Annotated in this window: 20 protein-coding genes; 9 read left to right on the top strand and 11 right to left on the bottom strand. The window is 40.6% G+C overall.

Features of this window, described 5'->3' with window-relative positions:
- Positions 1 to 78 precede the first annotated feature (78 nt).
- From hoxU to H6G73_RS19150, 5 genes are all read left to right on the top strand, one after another.
- The gene (gene hoxU / locus H6G73_RS19170; RefSeq protein WP_190607383.1) at positions 79 to 795 is read left to right on the top strand and encodes a bidirectional hydrogenase complex protein HoxU; all 717 of its coding nucleotides are present in this window, start codon (positions 79 to 81) and stop codon (positions 793 to 795) included.
- Between the two features lie 36 nt (positions 796 to 831).
- Positions 832 to 1,353, top strand: coding sequence for a DUF3122 domain-containing protein (locus H6G73_RS19165; protein WP_190607382.1), 522 nt, complete (start codon positions 832 to 834; stop codon positions 1,351 to 1,353).
- 23 nt (positions 1,354 to 1,376) lie between these two features.
- Positions 1,377 to 1,922 carry an NADH-quinone oxidoreductase subunit B family protein gene (locus H6G73_RS19160; RefSeq protein WP_190607380.1) on the top strand — a complete coding sequence of 182 codons (546 nt, stop codon included), beginning with the start codon at positions 1,377 to 1,379 and terminating at the stop codon, positions 1,920 to 1,922.
- Between the two features lie 84 nt (positions 1,923 to 2,006).
- Positions 2,007 to 2,621 (top strand): CP12 domain-containing protein, encoded by a 615-nt coding sequence (locus tag H6G73_RS19155; protein WP_190607378.1) that lies wholly within the window; start codon positions 2,007 to 2,009, stop codon positions 2,619 to 2,621.
- Positions 2,622 to 2,789: 168 nt separating this feature from the next.
- Entirely contained in the window at positions 2,790 to 4,238 is a 1,449-nt protein-coding gene (locus H6G73_RS19150; RefSeq protein ID WP_190607376.1) for a Ni/Fe hydrogenase subunit alpha, read from the top strand.
- Positions 4,239 to 4,270: 32 nt separating this feature from the next.
- Here H6G73_RS19150 and H6G73_RS25015 read toward each other — a convergent pair whose 3' ends face one another.
- From H6G73_RS25015 to H6G73_RS19110, 9 genes are all read right to left on the bottom strand, one after another.
- The gene (locus H6G73_RS25015) at positions 4,271 to 4,402 is read right to left on the bottom strand and encodes a putative quinol monooxygenase (protein ID WP_313948597.1); all 132 of its coding nucleotides are present in this window, start codon (positions 4,400 to 4,402) and stop codon (positions 4,271 to 4,273) included.
- A complete protein-coding gene (locus H6G73_RS25010) occupies positions 4,380 to 4,571 on the bottom strand; it encodes a putative quinol monooxygenase (protein WP_313948595.1) in 192 nt (63 codons plus the stop codon). The genes H6G73_RS25015 and H6G73_RS25010 overlap by 23 nt, the downstream gene beginning before the upstream one ends.
- Before the next feature lie 19 nt (positions 4,572 to 4,590).
- The gene (gene mtnB, locus H6G73_RS19140) at positions 4,591 to 5,217 is read right to left on the bottom strand and encodes a methylthioribulose 1-phosphate dehydratase (protein WP_190607374.1); all 627 of its coding nucleotides are present in this window, start codon (positions 5,215 to 5,217) and stop codon (positions 4,591 to 4,593) included.
- A 122-nt stretch (positions 5,218 to 5,339) separates the two neighbouring features.
- Entirely contained in the window at positions 5,340 to 5,972 is a 633-nt protein-coding gene (locus H6G73_RS19135) for an HAD-IB family phosphatase (RefSeq protein WP_190607372.1), read from the bottom strand.
- Between the two features lie 133 nt (positions 5,973 to 6,105).
- Entirely contained in the window at positions 6,106 to 6,660 is a 555-nt protein-coding gene (locus tag H6G73_RS19130; protein WP_190607370.1) for a 1,2-dihydroxy-3-keto-5-methylthiopentene dioxygenase, read from the bottom strand.
- A 30-nt stretch (positions 6,661 to 6,690) separates the two neighbouring features.
- Positions 6,691 to 7,017 (bottom strand): divalent-cation tolerance protein CutA, encoded by a 327-nt coding sequence (gene cutA / locus H6G73_RS19125; protein WP_190607369.1) that lies wholly within the window; start codon positions 7,015 to 7,017, stop codon positions 6,691 to 6,693.
- Positions 7,018 to 7,070: 53 nt separating this feature from the next.
- Entirely contained in the window at positions 7,071 to 7,853 is a 783-nt protein-coding gene (locus H6G73_RS19120) for an MBL fold metallo-hydrolase (protein WP_190607366.1), read from the bottom strand.
- Positions 7,854 to 7,984: 131 nt separating this feature from the next.
- Positions 7,985 to 8,740 carry a circadian clock KaiB family protein gene (locus H6G73_RS19115; RefSeq protein WP_190607365.1) on the bottom strand — a complete coding sequence of 252 codons (756 nt, stop codon included), beginning with the start codon at positions 8,738 to 8,740 and terminating at the stop codon, positions 7,985 to 7,987.
- Positions 8,741 to 8,781: 41 nt separating this feature from the next.
- Positions 8,782 to 10,071, bottom strand: a complete 1,290-nt coding sequence (locus H6G73_RS19110) for a type IV pilus twitching motility protein PilT (RefSeq protein ID WP_190607363.1) — start codon at positions 10,069 to 10,071, stop codon at positions 8,782 to 8,784.
- Positions 10,072 to 10,682: 611 nt separating this feature from the next.
- Here H6G73_RS19110 and H6G73_RS19105 point away from each other — a divergent pair.
- Positions 10,683 to 11,054 (top strand): hypothetical protein, encoded by a 372-nt coding sequence (locus H6G73_RS19105; RefSeq protein WP_190607361.1) that lies wholly within the window; start codon positions 10,683 to 10,685, stop codon positions 11,052 to 11,054.
- A 131-nt stretch (positions 11,055 to 11,185) separates the two neighbouring features.
- Complete coding sequence (gene wecB, locus H6G73_RS19100; protein WP_190607360.1) at positions 11,186 to 12,298, top strand: non-hydrolyzing UDP-N-acetylglucosamine 2-epimerase; 1,113 nt, start codon at positions 11,186 to 11,188, stop codon at positions 12,296 to 12,298.
- Positions 12,299 to 12,469: 171 nt separating this feature from the next.
- On the opposite strand, the gene H6G73_RS19095 is transcribed toward wecB, so the two are convergent.
- Entirely contained in the window at positions 12,470 to 13,579 is a 1,110-nt protein-coding gene (locus tag H6G73_RS19095; RefSeq protein WP_190607359.1) for a serine/threonine-protein kinase, read from the bottom strand.
- 266 nt (positions 13,580 to 13,845) lie between these two features.
- Here H6G73_RS19095 and H6G73_RS19090 point away from each other — a divergent pair, with 266 nt between their 5' ends.
- The gene (locus tag H6G73_RS19090) at positions 13,846 to 14,940 is read left to right on the top strand and encodes a hypothetical protein (protein ID WP_244997434.1); all 1,095 of its coding nucleotides are present in this window, start codon (positions 13,846 to 13,848) and stop codon (positions 14,938 to 14,940) included.
- Between the two features lie 15 nt (positions 14,941 to 14,955).
- Here H6G73_RS19090 and H6G73_RS19085 read toward each other — a convergent pair whose 3' ends face one another.
- A complete protein-coding gene (locus tag H6G73_RS19085) occupies positions 14,956 to 15,564 on the bottom strand; it encodes a hypothetical protein (protein ID WP_190607357.1) in 609 nt (202 codons plus the stop codon).
- A 221-nt stretch (positions 15,565 to 15,785) separates the two neighbouring features.
- On the opposite strand from H6G73_RS19085, the gene rsmA reads away from it, so the two are divergent.
- Positions 15,786 to 16,607, top strand: coding sequence for a 16S rRNA (adenine(1518)-N(6)/adenine(1519)-N(6))-dimethyltransferase RsmA (rsmA, locus tag H6G73_RS19080; protein WP_190607356.1), 822 nt, complete (start codon positions 15,786 to 15,788; stop codon positions 16,605 to 16,607).
- The last annotated feature ends 17 nt before the right edge of the window (positions 16,608 to 16,624 follow it).

Here is a 16,624-nt window from a genome sequence, read left to right as displayed (position 1 = left end):
GAACAGGAAGAAGGCAGGTGACACAGATAGAGGTTATGAACAAGGGACTCAGAACCAATCACCAATTAGCAAATTATTATGGCTGTAAAAACTTTAACAATTGATGGGCAAATGGTGAGCGCCCGTGAGGATGAAACCTTACTAGAGGCTGCCCAGGAGGCTGGTGTACATATTCCTACCCTGTGTCATTTAGAGGGGGTAGGTGATGTAGGTGCTTGTCGGTTATGTTTGGTGGAAATTGCTGGCAGCAATAAATTGTTACCTGCTTGTGTGACGAAGGTAGCGGAAGGAATGGAGGTGAGTACGAATAGCGATCGCCTACAAAAATATCGTCGCACAATTATTGAAATGTTGTTTGCCGAAGGTAATCACATTTGTTCTGTCTGTGTGGCTAATGGTAATTGCGAATTGCAAGATTTAGCCATTGAGATGGGTATGGATCACGTGCGGCTAGCATATCAATTCCCTAATCGTAGCGTAGATACTTCTCATGACCGATTTGGCATTGACCATAACCGCTGTGTACTTTGTACCAGATGTATTCGTGTCTGTGATGAAATCGAAGGCGCACATACTTGGGATATGGCAGGGAGAGGGGCAAAATCCCATGTTATTACCGACTTAAATCAACCTTGGGGAACTTCCCAAACCTGTACTTCTTGTGGTAAATGCGTAAATGCTTGTCCTACAGGAGCACTATTTGACCAAGGTTCCAGCGTGGGAGAAATGAAACGCGATCGCACCAAAATCGATTTCTTGGTGACAGCGAGGGAGAAAAAACAGTGGAATTTCTAGCCCTTGTGTTTGTACCAGTACCAGGAGGTGAATTTCATGTTACGCCATCTTGGCAAAATCTTATGGCTAATATCCTTAGGAATGTTGACTTTATCTATGTTCCTGGGTTTAGGAAACCTCCCTTTTACAACAGCCATTGCTGCTGTCGCGCGGTTAGAACCAACCCCAGGAGAAATACTTTATCGCTCACAGCTAAAATTAGATGACCAATTTGGTCATGTTTGGCAGGTGGTGTTATTTAAAAATGTTGGCAAATCTCCCCAAACAGCAACTATTAATCTTCGCTTAGTTGGCTTTCCTGGTTCTGCGGAATTAATTCACCCCCAAGCATTAAAAATTATTTCTCCTACTGGTCAAATTTGGAATGCTGCTGATGTGTTTTTAGATGAAGCCCCAGCACCAACAATTGGTCAATATGATTTTAGAGAAATTTTGCCCCAATTACCCCAGGAAAAATTAACCTTAGAAATTCCCCTAGTCAATAAAGAACCTATCAAGATTTCCGTTCCTTTATCAGTAGTGACAGAATGGCAATCAATCATCAACACTAATTACTGAACAAGCACATAACGGAGAAAAACATGACTCGTTTGAAATTAGCGACAGTATGGTTAGGCGGTTGTTCTGGCTGTCATATGTCATTTCTCGATTTAGATGAATGGTTAATAGATTTAGCTGCACAAGTTGATGTAGTTTATAGTCCCATTGCTGATATTAAGGAATATCCAGAAAATGTAGATATCGTCTTAGTAGAAGGGGCAATAGCCAATGAAGAACATTTAGAATTAATTCACAAAATTAGACAACGCACGAAAACCATTATTTCCTTTGGTGATTGTGCCGTTACCGGTAATGTAACTGCCCTACGTAACCCATTAGGAGGGGCAGAAGCTACCTTACAACTAGCCTATATAGAAGGTGCTGATATTAATCAACAAATCCCCCATGCACCGGGAATAGTTCCGCCCTTAATTGACACAGTAGTGCCAGTTCATCAAGTAGTACCAGTTGATATTTATTTACCAGGTTGTCCCCCTTCTGCCCCCCGGATTCGCGCCGCATTAGAACCTTTATTACGAGGTGAAATGCCCCACTTAGAAGGAAGGGAATTAATCAAATTTGGTTAATTATGTCAAATAGGTGATTAATGATTTTTACAAAAAACAATTCTTGATTCTCAACTCCTGAACTTATTTCCTAGAGGTAAATTTATGTTAACAGCAGCAGATGTAATGACCAAAGATGTAGCAATGATTCGTAGTTCTGCTACAGTTGCCGAAGCAGTAGAATTAATGCGAGCAAGAGACTGGCGGGCCTTAGTTGTTGATCGTCGTTACCAACAAGATGCCTATGGAATAGTTACAGAAAGCGATATTGTTTATAAAGTCATTGCCCATGGCAAAGACCCCAATAAAGTCCGTGTGTATGAAATTATGACTAAACCTTGTATCGTCGTTAATCCCGAACTAGGTTTAGAATATGTAGCGAGATTATTTGCCGCTCACCATTTACGCCGTGCCCCTGTAATTAGTGGTGAACTATTAGGAATAATTTCTCTCAGTGATATCTTAGCGCGCAGCCATTCACTAGAAAAACCACGCTCAATACTGTTAGAACAAGAACTACAAGACGAAATCAAAAAAGCGCGAATTGTGTGTTCAGAAAAAGGGATAAATTCCGCCGAATGTGCAGCCGCTTGGGATGTAGTCGAAGAAATTCAAGCAGAAATATCCCATCAACGGGCAGCCAAACCGATAAAAACTGCTTTTGAAGAATACTGTAACGAGTATCCAGAAGCAGTAGAAGCTAGACTCTATGAAGTTTAATTTCCAAAAATAGGGAATAGGGAAAAGATGAATTTGTTCGTAATAAACTTATCTTCTTGCCTTTGCGCCTTTGCGTCTTGGCGCGAAACAAAATTCATCTAGCAACACCCACCTAAATTTCCTATCTCCCTATTCCCAATAACTAATACCAATTACTAATTAATAAATATGAAAAAAATCATTATTGATCCTGTTACCCGCATCGAAGGACACGCAAAAATTAGTATTTATCTTGATGATGACGGTCAAGTTCATGATGCTAGATTTCATGTCACAGAATTTCGCGGATTTGAGAAATTCTGTGTTGGTCGTCCTTTCCCAGAAATGCCAGGAATTACAGCGAGAATTTGTGGTATTTGCCCAGTCAGCCACCTATTAGCATCAGCGAAAACAGGCGATCGCATTCTCGCTGTCACCATCCCTAAAGCAGCCACCAAACTCCGCCGCTTGATGAATTTAGGGCAAATCGTCCAATCCCACGCCCTGAGTTTCTTTCACCTCAGTGCCCCAGACCTATTATTAGGTATGGATAGCGACCCAACTAAACGCAACGTTTTCGGTCTCATTGCATCTGACCCAGAATTAGCTAGAGGTGGAATACGTCTGCGTCAATTTGGACAAGAAATCATTGAATTACTGGGAGGAAAGAAAATTCATCCCTCCTGGGCCGTTCCCGGTGGAGTTAGTGACCCATTAACTGAACAAAACCGCACCCATATCCAAAACAGGATTCCAGAAGCCCGCACAACCGTTATTAATGCGATCGCCTTATTTAAAGGTTTACTCAAAGACTACGAAAAAGAAGCCCAAACCTTTGGTAACTTTCCCAGCTTATTTATGGGTTTAGTCACACCAGACGGTTTATGGGAAACCTACGACGGACATTTGCGATTTGTGGATAGTGCCGGCAACATAGTAGCTGATAATCTTGACCCCGCTAACTATCACGACTTTCTCGGTGAGGCAGTCCAGGCAGATTCTTACTTAAAATCACCCTACTATCGTCCCCTTGGCTATCCTGACTCCAGCGACCATTGTCGCTTAGATAGCGGGATGTATCGCGTCGGCCCCTTAGCCAGACTCAACATTTGTCATCGCATAGGCACACCTCTAGCTGACCAAGAATTAAAAGAATTCCGCAGCTACGGTAGCGGCACAGTCAAATCATCCTTCTTCTATCACTACGCCCGCTTAATTGAAATTCTGGCATCCATTGAACACATAGAAATTCTTTTAGATGACCCAGATATATTATCAACTCGCCTTCGTGCCGAAGCGGGAATTAACCAACTAGAAGCTGTGGGTGTCAGTGAAGCACCACGGGGAACATTATTTCATCATTATCGAGTTGATGAAGACGGCTTAATGCAGAAAGTCAACTTAATCATTGCCACTGGTCAAAATAACTTGGCCATGAACCGCACAGTCGCCCAAATAGCCCGCCATTTTATCCAAGGCACAGAAATTAAAGAAGGAATGTTAAATCGGGTCGAGGCAGGAATTAGGGCTTTTGACCCTTGTTTGAGTTGTTCGACCCATGCAGCCGGACAAATGCCTTTACATATTGAATTAGTGGCAGCAGATGGAAGTATAGTCAATCAAATTTGCCGAGAATAAACTTGAATTTGAATATATTCACATCCATATATCTAAGCCAAAATCTGATAACGGCGAATATCTGGCGGTAAAGCTACTAATCCCTCTAGCTGGGCTGCTGCCGCTTGCAAATGGGGTGAACTTAAATGAACATCAAGGTCTTCATTTGATGACCATTCTTCCACAAATGTAAAATCCGTCGGATTCAGATTGATTTTGGAAAAGTTGATATTTAATTGCCCCTACTTCCTGTCTAGTCGGTTCAATCAGACTCAATAACAATACTTTCAATTCCTCTACTTTATCGGGTAAAGCCACAATCCGAGCTACAACATGCACCCTTTGATTAGTCATTGGTAAATACTCCCTAAGTTTATATCCCTATTCTACGGGTATTTACCATGTAGCAGAAGATATATTCTACCAACTCTATATAATTACGAGCCATTTCCAGGGAATTAGCCCACACAGTCACACCATGATTACGAATCAATAAAGCAGGTATTTTTGGTGGATTTAACTCAAACCGCGCTTGAATATCGTCAGCAATACGGGAAACTTCAAGATGATTACGAAAAATTGGCATTTCACAAATAGGATTTTCTTCCCAAACTCCTAATCCTTTGAGCATTTCTAAAGGTGGTAACAATACAACCTCATTTGTGACAAAGTTAGAAACCAAATTAGCTTCAATGGAATGAACATGGTAACAGGCTTGTGATTTAGGGAAAAGACGATAAATTAGCTGATGAATTGCCGTTTCCGCTGAAGGTTTCAAATCTGTATTTGCTGACTCTAGCTTACCATCTGGATATATCTGCACAAAATCATCCCATGATAATTGACCCTTAGATTTACCACTAGCCGTAATCCAAAAACTACCATCAGGCAATCTAGCTGAAAGATTTCCTGCTGTTCCTACCATCCAACGTTGACTGTAAAAATAACTAGCAGCTGCAATTAATTCGTCTCGTGGGTCTATCATGTGAGGAAAAGTCATGACATTGATTACAGGCAATATCTCTAGCAATTAAGTAAATCAGTAAGTCAAGGCTAAATATCTCAGAGAGTTTTTGAAAACTATTTATGTAGGGTGTGTTGTCTCACGGAGTAAGCGCACCTTTAATCATTCCATGATTTATCTAGATAGTCACGTATTTCTAAAAAATTATCCCAAAAAATATAAGGTTTTTGATATTCTGCTAAATACTTGCCTAAAGGATTTTTCGCAAATACTAAATCAGCTTGCAACGCCATATTTAAATCAGTAATAGAATCACCAATAGCAATCTTTTCATCAGCATGGTATTTCTCCATCACCTGCACCTTTGCTAGTAATTCTGTACCTCCCTCATATTGAGAATTTACTTTTAGATAAGTACCACTTGTATCTACATCTACAGCATAAATCCCCGCCATTTTTGGTACTAATTCACCCAAAACCACTTCTACCATGCCCCGCAGTCCTCCAGAGATGATGACTAAGGGAATTTGCTGTGTATGCAGAAAATCAATAAATTCTTGAAAACCAGGACGAATTAATTGCGGTTTGGTAAATTCTAATATTTCTGGATAGCTAGCAGAAGGAATTGATTGCAGAATTGCCTTAACACCCTCTCGCAATGTCAGCCTTTTTGCATACATTTCTGGCAGCAACTTGGCGGAAATTTCTGGTGCAAACTTTTTTAAAACAGCGACAAAAGTTTCTTCAATAGTAATTGTGCCATCAAAGTCACAAAAGACAATTCTCTTCACTTCTTTTTTACCAAAACTTTTTCTCTAGTAATTGGCTATCATCAATTTATAGCAATGGGCAAAGCAGTTAGGAAATTAACTAACACTAAAACTTAGATAACCAAAGGCTTTTAGCACTGTCACCTGTCACCTACTATATTAATAAAGTTTGACGACTGCGAATTTCTCTCCCCGTATATTCAGGTATCCAACCTGCTGTAGAGATGAAATAACGCACAGCTTTGATTCGTTTTGCGGAAGTCAGGTAAAACCAATGTTCAGTTCCTGCGGGAACATTAATATACTCTTCCGGTTGTACGGTCAGTTCTACTTGGGAACCATCAGGACGCACAAAGCCAAAGACTGCTTCCCCATCAATTACATAGCGGACTTCATCATCTGCATGGGTGTGAATTTGGTCAAACTTTGCCATTAACTCATCAATATTAGGTATTCCTGGATGTAGAACAACTAAATCACGAGATTGATAACCTGCACTTTGTTGTAGTTCCTCAAAATAATGGTCTAAAGTTTGAAGAACTTGTTCTTTTTCTGCCTCATTTAGGCTATCTTGTGCCAGTAAATGATGTAACTCTAAATTGTCTCCTAAACTCCAGCGATTAAGTTGAATATTTAGGGGCGCTAATTCTTGGGAAATGTCATGCACATTCCTTAAAGTTTGACCATTTTCTAATTTAAGAATTGCCATATTTCACATCCACAGAGTTTCTAAAAATTATCAAATCGTAGATTGCAATTTCTTTACAGGAATTTCTGCATTTAACCAATCGAGAAATCCCTGATTAATAGATGAAGGCGAAATTTCAGCAATAAAGTTAGTATAATTAATGTTTTGACGAATTACCTTTTCAATTTCTGAACCATAGCCAGCTTGAGTTTTGATTATCAAAACAACTTCTGGTTCTTCATTAATTTCCCCCTGCCAAATATAAGCACAGGTAATGGGATACCAGTTAACACAAACGGCTAATTTTTCCGCAAGTAATTTTCTACCTATAGTTCTTGCTTCTTCTGCATTATTTAAAGTGACATAATACATTTTCATGTCAACAAAACCCCTGGCTGTTAACTAAAATCAACCCAGCAACAAGACTAATTTTAAATTTGTACTGCCTGATTTGACTGTTTTGGTAGGTAAATTTTCTCACCAGGCTTGGGAGTAAATAATTTAGTTTTTAAATTATTCTTATCTAGTAAAGCTTGAAAATCTTCTACACTACCTTGAGGTTTTAACAATTTAACGAGCAGTCCTTCAAAAGCAACATCTCCACCTGCTGCTGTTGGTAACAAGTATTGGGGCTGTAACCACTTGACTATCTTTAAGGTACTATCCATACCTTGAATAATTGACCCTAATAATGGTAACCATACGTTAATAATTGGTGTCACAACCACATCAATTGGTGCCAGTTGTTGCAATTGAGGTGAATGATAACCATGAGGTTCATAATAAAGAGTGAAATTACTAGTTAATTCCTGAAGCAGATAAGCATTCTCAATTACTCCTGGCCCAAGGGAAGAACCCGGTAAAGCTTTGATTTCCACTTGACTATTTAAAGTAAATGTCTCACCATGAGCTAAAGTATGAATTTGGTGATAACCTAACTTTTCAACAACTTTAGTGGCATTAACAGAAGCAACAACAGGGATATTTTTATCTAACTGTTTGAGAGTATCTGGATGAGCATGGTCTTCCAATCCTTGAGATAGGAGTATCAAATCTATATTGTCAGGAATAGGTTGGTCTTTAAGTCGATTACCTTTAAATAACCAATCTAAATTATTGAAAGTTAAAGAACCAATTAACCAAGGGTCAAGAAGTATTCTTTGTCCACCAATTTCTATTAACCAACTGTTGTTATCCAACCAAGTCAAATACATATATAACCCTATTTTATCTTGCTAACAATATCAGAATTTATATTACATCAATTTTGAGTTTCTTAGCCCAAACTCTTCCTTACTCTCTGCGTCTTTGCGCCTCTGCGTGAGGCAAACTATCTGCAACCCTTTTACAGCTTTTTCGCCCCTAACATTTGCAGCATTTTATCTACATTATCTAAATCACCCACAATCCGACGGATGGGATGGGGCCAAATTTTCACTAAGGTGGGAGTGGCAGAAACTTGGTCTATTTCCGCTTGTTCTGGGTGGGTGAGAACATCGATCACCTTCAGGGTATAGGGAGAACCAAGCGATCGCTCTAACAACTGGTGTAAGTTCTTCAACATGCGCTCATTGGTCTTACTATGACCAGCTACAAATAAGCGCAATACATAGCCTTGGGTATTAACTGCGGCTGGTTGATTGATAATCGGCGGCTGATATTGTGGTGTGCTATTACCTGGGTCAAGACGCACAACTAAATCATGGTCTTCCCACAATTGGGGAAAAGCCGACCGATAACTAGCCATCACCATGCGATCGCACAAACCTTCTTGCCAAGGTGCTGTTTGCCAAACTAAATCCCTCGTATTAAACACCGCATTCAAAAATGCCTGATGACGGATGACTGCCGGATAAGCCTCAGCAAAAGTTTGTATCGTTTGAGTCCGCGGATCTAACCAATGGTCAATAGTAGCAGTGTAACAAGGTATTAAAAAATGTGGTGGCTCTGGTAAATCCAGGATTTCCTGCAAAGCCACACACAAATTTACATGCCATCGTCCCTGTTTACTAAAGTCGAGACAATAAATTAAATCTCCTCCAGGCGTAAACAGAGCAATGCCTTTAAATAACTGTGGGTTAGATAGTTTATCTGTCGTCAACTTGATTACAGGGAGCTAAGGTGTAAACAGGGGTAGGCAGATTAAACACGTCCTCTCAGGAACTGGGCCATTTCGTTCGGAGTCGGTGACATTTCCAATGCTGTTTCTTCTGTAATACGTCCTTCTTGGTACAAATTCAGTAAAGATTGATTCATTGTCACCATTCCGTCAAAGCTGGCTTGCTTCATCAATTCCGCAATTTCATCATACTTACCATCTTTAACCCAATCTTTCACAGCATCGGTGTTAATTAGAATATCGTGGAAAGCAGCCCGCTTACCATCGGTTGTCCGACATAAACCTTGAGCAATAACAGCAACTAAGGACTCAGCCAAAGCCACACGCATAGCGTCCTGTTCTTCCCCAGAGTACAAGTTGAGAATCCGCTCAATAGTCTTAACCGCGCTATTGGTGTGCAAGGTTCCCATCACCAAGTGACCAGTTTGGGCAGCTTTTAAGGCGGTATTCACCGTTTCCTTATCCCGCATTTCCCCCACCAGAATCAAGTCTGGGTCTTCCCGCAAAGCTGCTTTTAAGGCGTTATCAAACTTGCGGGTGTGCATACCCACTTCCCGTTGTTTAATCAAGGCCTTGCGACTTTGGTGAACAAATTCAATGGGATCTTCAATAGTAATAATATGTTTAGGCATTTCCCGATTGATATAGTCAATCATCGCCGCCATAGTAGTTGATTTACCTGAACCTGTGGGGCCTGTTACCAAAATCAACCCTTTGTGGTAATGACAAATATCCCGGAATACAGGGGGTAATCTTAATTGCTCAATGGTTAAAATTTTCAGGGGAATTAACCGCAATACCATTGCGTAGCCTCTGAGAGTATCAAAGACGTTAATCCGCACACGGGCAAATTCGTATTGTGTTGCACCGTCAAACTCTAAGTTATCTTGGAATTTTTGAATTTCTCCATCGGTCATAATCTCCCGTAACCAACCCATAAAAGTTTCTTTATCAGTGACTGGATAATCAGTCATTTGAATTTCACCGCGGTTACGGAAGCGGGGAGTTTCACCAATACCCAGGTGAACGTCAGAATAGCCGTTATCAAAGGCTTCCTGAATAATCTGGGCTAAGGTCAATCTGGATGGTTGAGTAGTTGGTGTAGGTGTTGTTTTGGGGGTCGGTGGTGGTGGTGGTGCAGCTACACGATTGGCCGCAGGTGCTGGTGGTGGCGGTGGTGCGTTCTGTGTGCCAGAAACGCTACCAGACCGTTGCGTAGACATATCTAATGTTTGGGTTGCTTGGCGCTGTGTAGCAGCCGTAGGCATTGGTGGTGGTACTGGTGGTAGATTGCGAGATTGTGGTTCTGTCATATCACTTCACATTGGGCAGTTATCAGTGATTCAGTTATCAGTTACCAGTACATCAGTAACCAGTTGTGACTGTTCACTGTTTCCTGTGTCCTGCTTACTTATAAACTTGTTTAACACAGATTTACCCTGGCTAGTCTCCGTAAATATTCTATGAAAAATATGTATTTACTCATACTTTATATTTATATTGCGAAGCGGCAGAGCAATTAAATGAGAAAGAACCCGGAAAGATGAAAATCGCTCTCTCATAACTAGCAGCAAAATCACCAATAGATCCAATTTTCAGCTTGCTGAGAAAATTATGAGAAGACATGGCTTTTATTATAAGAAATGTTAAGCCAACTCCACCTTAGATTCCGGGGATCGATCATAAGTAGTTGATCCCAGCAAGCCTATTTCTAGCGATGGATGTCAAAAGCTCCCTACATAAATATCGTTGCCCTGTTCTTTACATTCATAATCATCAGAAATTAAATGTAAAGTTTAATAAACAAATGCTCATCTTTGCCAAAGCTTTTTATATACTGAATTTCACTGAATAAATTCAGTTATCTCGCCAACAGCGATTACAACTGAAATTTAACTTTGCTATTTATTTAGGAGGAAAAGTCATGGTTTCGGCTCAAAGCTCTAATCTAGGTAAGACCTACTCCTTGTTAATGATGAAAAGCTTTTTAATTTGGACTTTCACATTGGCAGTATGCTTGTTGGTTGTCGGCTTTCCATTAGTTGTATTCATGGCTACGGTCGGATGCCTGTTGTCGATTGTTTTACAGTCTGTAATGCCTGTGAGCGCCGTGCTGTTAGTAGCGGGCGGATTGGTACTGTTTAATGTCATGGCAGTTTTAATGACTGCTGGTGTGTTAACTGCCAAGGGAATTCATCCCAAACAGGTGAAATGGTTAAGCTGGTTGCATGGTGAAGTAGAAAAAGCTAACCCTACTATCTACGCAGCTTGTCCTTTAACTTGTGAAATTAAATAATCAACACAAACTAAAACACGACAAACAGTACATCTGCCCGGTTATGCCGGGTTTTTCATTTTGGTCAGTTGTCAGTTGTGAGTGGTCGATTGTCTAATAGCTAATGACTAATGACTAATGACCAATAACTAATGACTTATCAAAAACGAGTTGGTATTATTTTGGGCACTCGTCCAGAAGCGATTAAGCTAGCACCAGTCATTCAGGTTTTCCAACAGTCTCGAAATTTGGATTTACAGGTGATTCTGACGGGACAGCATCGAGAAATGGTTGAACAGGTAATGCAATTGTTCAACCTGCAAGCAGATAAAAATTTAGAGATTATGCAGCCTCAGCAATCTCTGAATGACATTACTTGTCGGAGTTTGCAAGGGTTAGAAGCTTTATTTACAGAACAAAAGTTAGATTTAGTAATTGTTCAGGGAGATACAACGACGGCTTTTGCTGCGGCTTTAGCGGCTTTTTATCAAAAAATCCCTGTTGGTCATGTGGAAGCTGGGTTAAGAACGGATGATTTATTTAATCCTTACCCAGAGGAAGCAAATCGACGATTAATTTCTCAGTTAACACAGTTGCATTTTGCCCCCACTACCTTAGCGGTGGAGAATTTGCGCGGTTCGGGGGTGTTGGGAGAAATTCACCTGACGGGAAATACGGTGATTGACGCACTGTTGAATGTGGCAGCACAAAACCCAGCTTGTGATGTTCCTGGTTTAAATTGGCATGATTACCGGACGATTTTAGCGACGGTGCATAGAAGGGAGAATTGGGGAGAACCGTTACAAGCGATCGCGCAAAGTTTTTTAGAGATTTTAGAGAAATTTCCCGATACAGCTTTGTTATTACCCATGCACCGTAACCCAACTGTGCGGAAACCTTTACAACAACTGTTAGGCAGTCATCCCCGCATTTTCTTAACGGAACCCTTAGATTATGGCCAATTAGTAGGGGCAATTGGGCGATCGCATTTATTATTAACAGATTCGGGGGGATTGCAAGAAGAAGCACCCAGTTTAGGTAAACCAGTTTTAGTATTGCGAGAAACCACAGAAAGACCAGAAGCAGTGACCGCAGGTACAGCCAAATTAGTAGGAACGAAAACCGAGAATATCGTAGCTGCAACCAGTGAATTACTCAGCAATCCTCAAGCTTATGCCACCATGGCCAATGCTATTAATCCCTTTGGAGATGGTCACGCATCTGAGCGAATTTTAGAAATTGTGGAGAATTATTTAGGGAAATAAGTAAATGGGTTGATGTGTAGAGATGTTATGGCAGGTGACAGGTGACAGGTGACAGGTGACAGAAAGAGAGGGAGTAGAGGAGAGGGGGAGGAAAAAGAAGATATTCCTTTCCTCCTTGTCTCCCTTCCCTTGTCTCCAGCTATACATGTAATGTCTCTACGTTCAACCCGCTTAACTATTACCCAGGTATTTAGCTTTTAATTCTTCCAATTCTTGATCAATGATGTTGTTACTGGGAATTGGTGCAGCAGAAGGCTGATTTTGCTGTTGCACCTTCCCCCCTGTAAATTGGGTTTTAAGTTCGTCTAATTCTTTGTCTAGACCTAAGGGTTGAGGAATGAAAATCGGTTGTGGTGTGGGGGTGCTAGGTGAGACTACCACCGTTGGTGAATTGGTAATAGCAGGTGGAAGATGCAAATCTTGGAGAACCTGATCAACAGTTTGATAGCGACGACTGGGGATACTTTCTACCATTTTGTCGATAATGCGACTGAGTTGCTGACTAACGGGTTTTTGCAAGAACTCTCGCCAAATCCAAGCCGCATTGTGAGTATCATAGGAATCAAAAGGCGATCGCCCCGTTAACAAATTAATGCAAGTCACCCCTAAACTATAGATATCGCTGGCAAAAATTGCCCTCCCCCGCATTTGTTCTGGGGCTACATATTCAGGACTACCAATACTTGTACCCGTATGGTTTAAGGCTGTACCACTCGCAGACTTAGCCGCACCAAAGTCTACTAACACCAATTTGCCATCACTGCTGCGACGAATGATATTTTCAGGTTTAATATCCCGGTGAATCACTTGTCGAGTGTGACAAAATTGCAAGACATTTAATAAATCCTGGAGAAATTGGCGAATTTGTCCTTCATCAAAAGCACCTGTTTGCCCTAACTCCTGGGCTAAATTTTTACCATCGATAAATTCTTGGACAAGATATTGCCTGTCATCTTGAGTACAATAAGCCAGCAATTCAGGAATTTGGGGATGTTTACCCAACGCATCAAGTTGTATAGCCTCTTGGTTAAACAACTCCACCGCTTTTTGGACAGTGTTAGTCCCTTGGGCCTGGGGATAAAATTGTTTAATCACACAAGGTGGTTTAGAGGGTTTATCCTCATCCACCGCGAGAAAAGTTCTACCAAACCCACCCTGTCCTATCGGTTTAATGGCCCGATAGCGTTCTTTGAGCAATAATTTTGTCCCACAAGTCAAGCAAAACTTGACATGATCAGGATTTTCTGGCTTAGGACATTGGGGGTTAAGGCAGTAACTCATAAGGCTGACAGCTGATTTGTCTCTATTGTGCCTTGCGATCGCTATGGGAATGTCAAAAATATTTGTTACTACTGTTTTCTCCTGAATTGACATAAACCGTCAACAGATTTTGATGGTGATCTATCAGCAGATACAAAGGCAAAATCTTTCAATTTTAGACTCAGTAGCAAATAATATTAAAAATATTTAAGATAATTTAAATACTAGTACAAAACCAAGAAATAATATTTCTCATTAGACAAGTCTTAGGCAAAGATTTAAATCCAGTGAACGATACAGATTCGCTATCAGATGTTGCAAAAGAAATAAGCGGTGGATTTTTAGCACAGGAGTGGGCCAAGAAATACTTACAAAACCTACTGGTGGATACTGAAGAACAAGAAAATCCTGAGCAGATTAATTGGTCAGAGATAGTATCAACAGAAGGACGTAAACAAACCTCTCAGAAAATTTTGACATCCTTGCGGACTGTCAGTGCCAAGGCTTGGAGCAAAACAGAATTTATCCTATCAGAACAAGTGAAACTGCATCGCATCGATGCAAATGTAATTAATCCTTGGGATATTGCCGCAGATTCTTTTAAAATTTACCAAAAAGCCTTGGATGTATATGCACAATCAGAAACCGCAGATTTTTTCTCTCCTGTCAATCAATTAGCCGAGAAAAGAAATTTGGTTTATGACCAGGCTTTGGAAGCATATATTCAAAATATTGCACCTGTGCATCTTGCTAAAGTGATTGGTGCAGATTTAGGAGCTATTAGAAAGAAATATACAACTCCTGACCCTAGAGTCATTGGTTTTGTCAGTTTGCAATTTCATTACACTGGGCAAATGCTGTTAGAGGAGTTAAATCCATACGAGCGATCGCTGGTTGGTGCTTATTTTAAAGTAGTGGATGACCACTTGTATATGCCTTTACAGCGTGCCTATGAAGCGGCAGCCAAACATGATTATAATTCACCTGTAATTATGGCTGTGCAGAAACTATTACCAGTCAGCACAAAAATTGCCAAGAAGATTTGCAAAAGAGTGATTGAACTATTTCCCAATTACACCTCTATGTCTGGGAGTTTACATGACAGTATCGTGAAAACTTCCAGTGTGCGAGATGTGGAGATGTTCCAAGTCTACCTCTGGTTATCCGCTTTAGAAGGCAACATCTCTGCCATTCAAGAAGAATTATTTCCCTTATGTGTGATGCTTTATCCCACATTAAAGGTGGAATGGGAATTAGTGCGGCAGATGCTACATTTACTCAGATTTGAAATCCAAGAATACCTGACTCCTGAGCAAGTCAATACTTTAATGCCATCATTTCAAACCCTGTCTTTAATGTTTTCCTCAGAATTGTTGGAGTGAAATCAGACTACTTCATTAACCAATAGGGTAATTACCAGGGTTAACCGCGTGAATAAATTCGCTACCAGAATGGGGTCTACCTCTTTGATAACAAGCTTCTTCTGGTTTGCCCCATCCCAATTGCAAAACAATTTCTAAAAAGTTAGTATTTTCCCATTTTAATAAAGTTGCCCATTCAGTTCTTTGGGCGATTCTGTCTACATCAACGGGAGTAATTTGTTGATACTGTTTGCCATGATTAAAACTGAGAAATAAATCCATATTCAGAGTGATGACAGACCAAAAATCTAAAATTGCTGGTTTGGCTATCTTTAATAACTCTAAATCACCAGGTAGGGCAATTAAATGAGCATCTATTTCTGGGTATTTTAAAGTTTGTCCCTTAATTGTGACTTCTTTCCAGACAATTCCAGACACATGATGATCTATCTGATATTGATGAATAGCGGCTTTAAAATCTTGATAGGCAGTAAATTTTTGCAGTCCCTCTGGTTTAATAAACTGGTCTATGAGTGGATTGCCAGAGACTGTCACCTCTAACTTTAGGCGTTCTCCCTTTAAGCAAGCTTGGCGTTCGGCTGCCAAAATTTGAATTAGCTCGTGGGTAGTATAAACCTTTGACATCAGAACAAACCTAATTTGTTATTAATGTTGAGTTTTTAATCTTTAGTATTTAACTAGAGACTAATTCCTGATTGAGGCGTTATGGAAATATTATCCCCTGGCAAAGAAAACAATGTAGTATCAGAACCAACTAAAAAATTATTATAAAGAATGAGTGATAGTAGACAATAATAAAACATCTACCTCATCCTTCTGGATATATCAATATCATTGGCAAATAAATGGTTCGACCGCGCAAGCAATTTGCTCAACATTGGCTCAAAAGCGAAAAAGCTCTCAACTCAATTGTCAAAGCGGCTGAGTGTACAGAAAGCGATCGCATTCTGGAAATTGGCCCTGGTACTGGCATTCTCACCCGACGCTTATTACCCCTAGTCCAGTCCCTGGTAGCGGTGGAAATTGACCGGGACTTGTGTGCACTCCTGGCGAAAAAGATTGGTAATATCGACAACTTTTTACTACTGCAAGGGGATTTCCTCACCCTGGATTTATCATCTCTGCTACAACCCTTTGCCAATTTTCAACAACCAAACAAAGTAGTGGCCAATATTCCCTACAACATCACTGGCCCCATCATTGAGAAGTTGTTGGGAACCATTGCCCATCCTCAGCCCCAACCATTCACCTCCATCGTCCTGCTGATTCAGAAAGAAGTAGCAGAAAGACTCTATGCCAAACCAGGGTCAAAAAATTTTGGGGCGTTATCAGTGCGGGTGCAATATTTAGCCAAGTGTGAATTAATTTGTCACGTCCCCGCAGGGGCATTTTACCCCCCTCCCAAGGTAGATTCAGCGGTGGTGCGCCTCACTCCCCAACCCATAGAAATACCAGCCAATGACCCCAAAAAACTAGAGAGATTGGTCAAATTAGGGTTTGGGGCCAAACGAAAAATGTTACGAAATAATTTGCAATCGGTAATAGAACGCGATCGCTTGACTCAATTACTGGAACAATTAGAAATAAATCCCCAAGCACGGGCTGAAGACCTCAGCGTTGCCCAATGGGTGGCCCTGAGTAATCAGATAGTAGTGGGTGATGATTAGCAAAATTTCCCCTTGTT

Source organism: Richelia sinica FACHB-800, from assembly GCF_014698825.1.
Lineage (GTDB): Bacteria > Cyanobacteriota > Cyanobacteriia > Cyanobacteriales > Nostocaceae > FACHB-800.
The sequence above is the reverse complement of the archived record's forward strand: the minus strand, read 5'-3'. Positions and strand labels throughout refer to the sequence as shown.

What these genes read in the sequence shown, in the direction of transcription:
- H6G73_RS19160 (WP_190607380.1), top strand. Translation starts at nt 1,377, where the DNA reads ATGACTCGTTTGAAATTAGCGACAGTATGGTTAGGCGGTTGTTCTGGC.
- H6G73_RS19150 (WP_190607376.1), top strand. Translation starts at nt 2,790, where the DNA reads ATGAAAAAAATCATTATTGATCCTGTTACCCGCATCGAAGGACACGCA.
- wecB (WP_190607360.1), top strand. Translation starts at nt 11,186, where the DNA reads ATGACTTATCAAAAACGAGTTGGTATTATTTTGGGCACTCGTCCAGAA.
- cutA (WP_190607369.1), bottom strand. Translation starts at nt 7,017, where the DNA reads ATGAAAATGTATTATGTCACTTTAAATAATGCAGAAGAAGCAAGAACT.
- mtnB (WP_190607374.1), bottom strand. Translation starts at nt 5,217, where the DNA reads ATGACTTTTCCTCACATGATAGACCCACGAGACGAATTAATTGCAGCT.
- H6G73_RS19110 (WP_190607363.1), bottom strand. Translation starts at nt 10,071, where the DNA reads ATGACAGAACCACAATCTCGCAATCTACCACCAGTACCACCACCAATG.
- H6G73_RS19165 (WP_190607382.1), top strand. Translation starts at nt 832, where the DNA reads ATGTTACGCCATCTTGGCAAAATCTTATGGCTAATATCCTTAGGAATG.
- hoxU (WP_190607383.1), top strand. Translation starts at nt 79, where the DNA reads ATGGCTGTAAAAACTTTAACAATTGATGGGCAAATGGTGAGCGCCCGT.
- H6G73_RS19085 (WP_190607357.1), bottom strand. Translation starts at nt 15,564, where the DNA reads ATGTCAAAGGTTTATACTACCCACGAGCTAATTCAAATTTTGGCAGCC.
- H6G73_RS19105 (WP_190607361.1), top strand. Translation starts at nt 10,683, where the DNA reads ATGGTTTCGGCTCAAAGCTCTAATCTAGGTAAGACCTACTCCTTGTTA.
- H6G73_RS19095 (WP_190607359.1), bottom strand. Translation starts at nt 13,579, where the DNA reads ATGAGTTACTGCCTTAACCCCCAATGTCCTAAGCCAGAAAATCCTGAT.
- H6G73_RS25010 (WP_313948595.1), bottom strand. Translation starts at nt 4,571, where the DNA reads ATGACTAATCAAAGGGTGCATGTTGTAGCTCGGATTGTGGCTTTACCC.
- H6G73_RS19130 (WP_190607370.1), bottom strand. Translation starts at nt 6,660, where the DNA reads ATGGCAATTCTTAAATTAGAAAATGGTCAAACTTTAAGGAATGTGCAT.
- H6G73_RS19155 (WP_190607378.1), top strand. Translation starts at nt 2,007, where the DNA reads ATGTTAACAGCAGCAGATGTAATGACCAAAGATGTAGCAATGATTCGT.
- H6G73_RS19120 (WP_190607366.1), bottom strand. Translation starts at nt 7,853, where the DNA reads ATGTATTTGACTTGGTTGGATAACAACAGTTGGTTAATAGAAATTGGT.
- rsmA (WP_190607356.1), top strand. Translation starts at nt 15,786, where the DNA reads ATGGTTCGACCGCGCAAGCAATTTGCTCAACATTGGCTCAAAAGCGAA.